Origin of the sequence: uncultured Bacteroides sp. (genome assembly GCF_910586915.1) — a bacterium.
Taxonomy (GTDB): Bacteria; Bacteroidota; Bacteroidia; order Bacteroidales; family Bacteroidaceae; genus Bacteroides.
In genome coordinates this window covers 1-7381 of the sequence record NZ_CAJULN010000072.1, presented here as the reverse complement: position 1 = coordinate 7381, position 7381 = coordinate 1, and the positions used below count along the sequence as shown (strand labels likewise).

5 protein-coding genes are annotated in these 7381 nt (G+C 46.0%); 3 read left to right on the top strand and 2 right to left on the bottom strand.

Annotation, left to right across the window (positions count from 1 at the left end; all coding sequences use genetic code 11):
* From atpA to QZ331_RS14095, 3 genes are all read left to right on the top strand, one after another.
* A partial coding sequence (atpA, locus tag QZ331_RS14105) for a F0F1 ATP synthase subunit alpha (protein WP_294631348.1) occupies positions 1–1249 on the top strand: 1249 nt, incomplete at its 5' end.
* A 60-nt stretch (positions 1250–1309) separates the two neighbouring features.
* Complete coding sequence (locus QZ331_RS14100; protein ID WP_294631346.1) at positions 1310–2197, top strand: F0F1 ATP synthase subunit gamma; 888 nt, start codon at positions 1310–1312, stop codon at positions 2195–2197.
* Positions 2198–2627: 430 nt separating this feature from the next.
* On the top strand, positions 2628–5162 hold the full coding sequence (locus QZ331_RS14095) for a helix-turn-helix domain-containing protein (protein ID WP_294631344.1): 2535 nt from the start codon (positions 2628–2630) through the stop codon (positions 5160–5162).
* 3 nt (positions 5163–5165) lie between these two features.
* On the opposite strand, the gene QZ331_RS14090 is transcribed toward QZ331_RS14095, so the two are convergent.
* Together QZ331_RS14090 and QZ331_RS14085 are read right to left on the bottom strand one after the other, a co-directional pair.
* On the bottom strand, positions 5166–6092 hold the full coding sequence (locus QZ331_RS14090) for an SDR family oxidoreductase (RefSeq protein ID WP_294631342.1): 927 nt from the start codon (positions 6090–6092) through the stop codon (positions 5166–5168).
* Between the two features lie 200 nt (positions 6093–6292).
* A complete protein-coding gene (locus QZ331_RS14085; RefSeq protein ID WP_294631340.1) occupies positions 6293–6817 on the bottom strand; it encodes an occludin in 525 nt (174 codons plus the stop codon).
* Positions 6818–7381 lie beyond the last annotated feature (564 nt).

The following is a 7381-nucleotide window of genomic DNA, read 5'->3' as shown; positions in this document are numbered from 1 at the left end:
GTTGGGCGAACCGTTGGACGGCAAAGGACTGATTGGCGGCGACTTGTACGATATGCCGTTGGAACGGAAAGCGCCGGGAGTTATCTTCCGACAGCCCGTTAACCAGCCGTTGCAGACCGGACTGAAGGCTGTAGATGCCATGATTCCTATCGGTCGTGGGCAGCGTGAGCTGATTATCGGCGACCGTCAGACAGGAAAGACTTCCATCGCGATTGATACCATCATCAACCAGCGCAGTAACTTCTTGGCGGGCGACCCCGTTTATTGTATCTATGTGGCAATCGGGCAGAAGGGTTCTACCGTTGCTTCGATTGTGAATACGCTCCGTGAGTATGGAGCATTGGACTACACGATTGTGGTGGCTGCTACGGCGGGTGACCCTGCCGCATTGCAGTATTATGCTCCGTTTGCAGGGGCCGCCATCGGCGAATATTTCCGCGATACCGGCCGTCATGCATTGGTTGTCTACGACGACCTTTCGAAGCAGGCGGTGGCGTATCGTGAGGTCTCTTTGATTCTGCGCCGTCCGTCCGGACGAGAGGCCTATCCGGGCGATATCTTCTATCTGCACTCCCGTCTGTTGGAACGTGCGGCGAAGATTATCAGCCAGGAGGAGGTGGCACGCGAAATGAACGACTTGCCGGATAGTCTGAAAGGGATTGTCAAAGGGGGCGGTTCGCTCACCGCATTGCCTGTCATCGAGACACAAGCGGGCGATGTTTCGGCCTATATTCCTACAAACGTGATTTCCATTACCGATGGGCAGATATTTCTCGAAACGGATTTATTCAACCAGGGGGTGCGTCCTGCCATTAACGTGGGGATCTCTGTCTCACGCGTAGGCGGCAACGCTCAGATTAAGGCGATGAAGAGAGTGGCGGGTACTTTGAAGATTGACCAGGCGCAGTATCGCGAACTGGAAGCCTTCTCCAAGTTCAGCGGTGACATGGATTCGATTACGGCTTTGACCATTGACAAAGGGCGAAAGAATGCCCGGCTTCTGATCCAGCCTCAATACAGCCCGATGTCCGTAGAGCAGCAGATTGCTATTCTCTATTGTGGCACGCACGGGCTTCTTCGCGATGTTCCTTTGGATAAGGTGCGGGACTTTGAACGTGGATTTATCGAATCTCTGCAACTGAATCATCAGGAGGATGTATTGGATGTGTTAAAAACGGGTGTTATTGATGATAACGTGGCTAAGGCCATCGAAGAGACTGCCGCGATGGTTGCCAAGCAGTATTTATGATAATAATCGGTAGTAAAGGATTGACATAAGATTTAGAACTAACCATTAATCGCTGAAATCATGGCTTCACTGAAAGAGGTAAAAAACAGAATAAATTCGGTAAAAAGTACCCGGAAAATCACTTCGGCAATGAAGATGGTGGCTTCTGCCAAGTTACACAAGGCGCAGGGGGCCATCGAGAATATGCTTCCATACCAAAGTAAGCTGAACAGGATTCTAACCAATTTCCTAAGTGCGGACCTTCCTGTCGGGTCTCCTTATGTAAAGAAGCGTGAGGTGAGGCGCGTAGCGATTGTCGCTTTCTCTTCGAACACTTCTCTTTGTGGTGCTTTCAACGCTAATGTTATCAAAATGTTACTGCAAGCGATTGATGGGTACCGTGTATTGGGGGAGGAGAATATCTTGCTGTTTCCGATAGGCAGGAAGGTGGAGGAGGCTATAAAGCGCATGGGGTTTCAGCCCTGGGAAACCGTTCCCACGCTTTCCGATAAACCGACTTATCGGGAGGCTGCCGACTTGGCACATCGCCTGATGGAAATGTATGTGGCTGGCGAGGTGGACCGCGTGGAGGTTATTTACCATCACTTCAAGTCAATGGGAACGCAGCTTCTTCTTCGTGAAACGTATCTCCCTATTGACTTGACGCGTATCGTAAACGAGGAGATGCAAAAGGAGGAAGGGAAAACGGAAGTACATGAGTTGGTGAATGATTATATCATTGAGCCTGACGCCGAAACGTTGATTGCCGATTTGATTCCAACGGTGTTGAGACAAAAGCTCTTTACCGCAGCCGTCGATTCGAATACGTCGGAATATGCTGCACGTACATTGGCGATGCAAGTGGCTACGGATAATGCGAATGAATTGATTCAGGAGTTGACGAAGTTGTATAATAAGAGCCGTCAGCAGGCGATTACGAATGAGTTGCTGGATATTGCTAATGGTTGATGTGTAATGTATGTTCTTTCTTTTGTCTTGAAACAAAAGAAAGAACCAAAGAAAAATTCAAGGATTTGTAGCGCATATATACCCTGTTTTCACCGCATATATGTCCTACTTGTAGCATCTATATACGCTGCGCGCAGGATATATAGATGCTGGACGCAGCGTATATAGATCCTGCAACAGGTTGATTATAAGGGTATAATCACTTTGTTTGTTATAGGGAAGATAGCGTATAATCATTTAATCTTTATAGTCTGTGCTCTTATACATTTCTATACCATATATCTTCTTTTTAATCCACTCTGCGTTATGATATTCTGCCGTAAGGGTTTTCATGCCGCAACCTTGATTCTTTCTTTTTGATTCTTTTTCTTTCGTATCAAGACGAAAGAAAAAGAATATTTCCCTATCTTTGCCCAAAACAACAAACCTCATGAAGAATAATCCTGAACTGCAACTTGCTTGGCAGTTCATTGAAAACACAGGTACACACCTGTTTCTTACCGGTAAAGCCGGAACCGGAAAAACTACATTTCTAAAACGGTTGAGAGAGCAGACGCCCAAACGTATGGTCGTATTGGCTCCTACAGGTATTGCAGCCATGAATGCCGGAGGAGTGACCATTCACTCCTTTTTTCAGATAACTTTCGCGCCGTTCATACCGGATACAACTCTTAATTCGGCACAAACTCACTACCGTTTAAATAATGAAAAACGCAACATCATCCGCAGCCTGGATTTGCTAGTGATTGATGAAATCAGTATGGTACGTGCCGATTTGCTGGATGCCATAGATGTTGTCTTGCGGCGTTATCGCGACCGTGAGAAACCGTTTGGCGGAGTGCAGTTGTTGATGATAGGAGATTTGCAACAGTTGGCGCCGGTAGTGAAAGACAATGAGTGGGGGCTGTTGAAGAATTACTACGAGACGCCTTACTTCTTTGCCAGTCGCGCACTGAAGTCGACCGTCTATATGACGATTGAACTGAAAAAGGTGTATCGGCAGAGTGATACTTTTTTTCTTTCCCTGTTGAACAAGATACGGGAGAATAAGGCGGACGATGAAGTACTGAATGAGTTGAACAAACGCTGCCTGCGCGGTTTCCGGCCGCCGAAAGAAGAGGGATATATCCGTCTGACGACGCATAATTCTCAGGCACAGCAGGTCAACGACCGCGAATTGGCCTCCTTGCCTGGCAAAGCGTACAGCTTTCATGCAGAGATAGAAAAAGATTTTCCCGAATATGCTTATCCTGCGGACAAGGTTCTCACCATCAAAGAGGGGGCACAAATCATGTTTTTGAAGAATGACTCCTCTTCGGAGAAACGATATTACAACGGGATGATTGGTGAGGTGGTTGCTGTCAGTGCAACGAGAGTGTTTGTGCGTGGAAAGGATGGCGGTGACAAGTTTCAGTTGTTGAAGGAAGAGTGGGGGAATTATAAATATGTATTGAATGAGGAGACGAAAGAAATCACGGAGGAGATAGCAGGCGTGTTCCGCCAGTATCCCATTCGGTTGGCTTGGGCAATCACGATTCACAAAAGTCAGGGATTGACGTTCGAACGTGCCATTATTGATGCAGCCAGTTCTTTTGCACACGGGCAGACCTACGTGGCGTTGAGCCGGTGTAAAACCCTGGAAGGAATGGTGCTGGAATCTCCTTTGCGTCGCGAAGCCATTATCAGCGACAGCGTGGTCGACAATTTCGCAAAAGAAATGGAACGGAACAAGCCGGGAAGCAAACAGTTGCATGATATGCAAAAGGCGTACTTCTTTGATTCGCTGAGTGACGTGTTTAACTTCTATGCCATCGAACAGGCGTATAAGCGGTTGCTCCGCCTGATGGATGAAGACCTCTACAAACTGTTTCCGAAACAGCTTGCCGAATACAAGGCTTTGCAACCTTGCATTAAAGAGCGGATTGTGGACGTTGCCCATCGTTTCCGCAATCAATATGTCCGACTGATAAATGAGTGTGAGGATTATGCCGGAGACTCAGGGTTGCAGGAACGTATTCGTTCGGGAGCCGTATATTTCCGCAAAGAGTTGGAACCGGTTCGTATCCTGTTCGACAAGACGAATATGCCGCTCGACAACAAGGTGCTGAGCAAACAACTGAATGAACGCCTGCAAGCCCTTGATGATGCATTGTGGATTAAAGAATTCTTGTTTGATGTGCTATGTACAGCAACGTTCACCGTCTCGGACTATCTGAAACTAAAAGCAAAAATCATGTTGAGCTTGGAAGAAGATGCACCGTCTTATGCTTCCTCCTCCAAGAACACGCGCGAAAGGAAGGAGCGGAAAGAACGTACGGCAAGCGGTCGTCCGGCAAAAACGAAAGTTGATGTTCCTACGGATATACTGCATCCGGCACTTTATCATGCATTGTCGGAATGGAGAGCGGAGAAAGCGCGTGAAACCTCCCTTCCTGCCTATGTCATCATGCAGCAGAAGGCACTGATAGGAATTGTGAATCTCTTGCCCGATACTCCCCAGGCTTTGGAAGCCGTTCCCTATTTCGGAGCGAAAGGCGTGGAAAAATACGGGCTTGATATTCTCGGAATAGTTCGCAAGTATATGAAGGCGAATAAGTTGGAACGGCCGGAAATCAAGATGGTGGTTTCTTCTGCGAAAAAAAGGGAGAAAAAAGAGCCGAAGAAAGAAACGAAGTTGCTCAGTTACGAAATGTTCTGTCAGGGAATGAGCATAGAGGAGATAGCCAAAGCACGTGATTTGGTGACGGGAACGATTGCTACGCACCTGGAACATTACGTGCGGGAGGGAAAAATAAAACTATCGCAAGTGGTATCGCCGGAAAAAATAGCGAAGATAGAGGAAGCCCACCGCCAACGTCCGATAAACGGGAGTTCCGGAGTGGTAGATATAAAGATGGCTTTAGGAGACGAGGTTTCCTATGCCGATATAAAGTTAGTGTTTGCCGCCAATAAGGCCTGGCAATGAAAGTCAGGTGGATGATATACGGTTCCAGTTCTTAAGGATTTCTTTGAGTTTCCGTGGGCTGTAGCCGAGTATTGTCCGTGCTTTCTTAACACTCATTCCGCTAAAACGAGGGCGGGGAGTGGCTTCCCGCATCTCTTCCGTGGTAACAGGACAGATGAGCGAGCGGTCTAATTCCATACATTCCGCCACTTGGAAGGCAATTTCCGCAATAGTCATACATTCGTCGCCGCAGATGTGGAAGATTCCATTCGTCGGATTTTCCATAAGGAGTTGTATTCCGTTCGATACATCGCCAACATAAGTCGGTGTTCGCCATTGGTTGGATACGACACGGATTTCCTGTCCGGCTTTCAGCCGGTTCATCACTAATTGGACGATGTTTCCGTGCTGTCCCGGTAATGCTTTCCCATATACGATTTCTACACGGGCAATGGCATAGTTGCTGCAAATCTCTGCCACCTTTTCTTCACTTTTCCATTTGGTAAATCCGTAGTAGTTGACAGGGGCAGGAACATCCTCTTCCATATATAATTGCCCTGTATTTTCGTCTATCTTTCCGTCAAAGACGAAGTCGGTAGACAGGTGGATGAACCGGCTTTTGTATGTTTCACAAAGATGTGCCAACAGTTCTACTGCCGTAACATTGGTAAGATAGGCTTCTTCATGATGCGTCTCGCAATAATCAGGGACGGACAAAGCGGAACAGTTGATTACAATTTCAGGGTGTACTTCATTGAAAAGGGCTTTTGCTGTTACCTCATTTCGGATGTCGGCTTCAATGAAATGATAGTTTGCAGGACTTTCCGGAGTGGGAAGAATATCCGGATGCAGAGAGCATCCGAACACATTGTATTGCTTTTGAGTGGATAAATCGTTTAATAATTGGCGTCCGGTGAATCCGTTGGCACCTATGATTAGTATATTTTTCATAAACTTGTTATTTTACTATTGGATATAAAAAAAGGAGCAACGCCTTGCTCCAACCTTTTGTTAACCTTAAATCTAATACTATGAAAAACATATTGCAAATGTACGGACTTTTGTGAAAATGGCAAATAATCCAAGAAAAAAAGTCTGTTTCGTAACAATGATTAAGAATTTATGATTTCAATTCTATTTTTATTAATACTTTAGAATCCGTTTCGTCCCTGTTGCACTTCGATGCGTATTCCGAAACTGCCGTTGGCAGACTTGAGTTCGAATGCTCCCCGGAAGTTATTCTTTTCCCAGGGCATGGCACTGCGGTTGGGTACTTTCCAGCCGTCTTTATTGTAGTCGCCATAAGTATTGATTTTCATTCCGTTTTTCAGTTTGAAAGTTCCCGCTTGCATAAACAATGGAGATGAGGAGAGTCCCCAGTCGTATCCGAATCCGGAAAAGGATGAAAAAGAGTTTGTAAAGCCTTGTGAGTAGATAGCGTCCGTGTTCAGTCGGAATAGTTGGTTGTAGTCTTTGCTCATGTCAGGCATATTTATGTCCGGTTTGGGTAGTTGTGGGGCAGCGAGATTCATCAATCCCATATCCAGTAAAAAACCGCCAAACTCCTTGATGTTGGCAGAAGGAGTGCGACGGATGCTGTCGGGAGGAAGTTCCGATTGTGCGGAAACGACCTCTGCCGATACTATCAACAAAAGAAATAGAATCAGTTTTTTCATTCTTGTAAAAGTTGGTTCACGACAAAGATAGCGAATTTCGCTCTGACTCTATTCTTTCGTTATATTTTCTTATGGAATTGGTGAGTGACACATGTACAAAAGCCTGCAAAGAACGTGAAGAAGACGGAACATATAGTTATTGTGCTCAAAGAGTTTGTTACTCGCCGCAGATTTGTTACTTTTGCACCGAGAAGTTACGAAAAGAGTGTAATTTATTGGAAATGAGCGTAGGTTGATTGCTCATGATAGTAATAGGTTACGAATTAGTTAGTTATCTACTGCATTATCCTTCTGCGCGTTGCGTAACCTTCAAAGAACTCTTCGTATGCAAAAATAGAAATTAAACGGGAGATTTAGAAATAAATCTCCTGATTTTTTATCCTCACATATAAGTTTTTCCGTAAAAGCGGTTTTGTCCGTCGGCACACCATCGCCCAAAGAGATTTTGGACGAACGTATGCCGACTACCGCATAAGCGGAGAAAAGGGCTTTGCCTCACGCCTAAACAGAAGTTTAGACTGATGATGCAAGGCCCATTTCTTTTGAGCTTATGCCAGAGAGGTG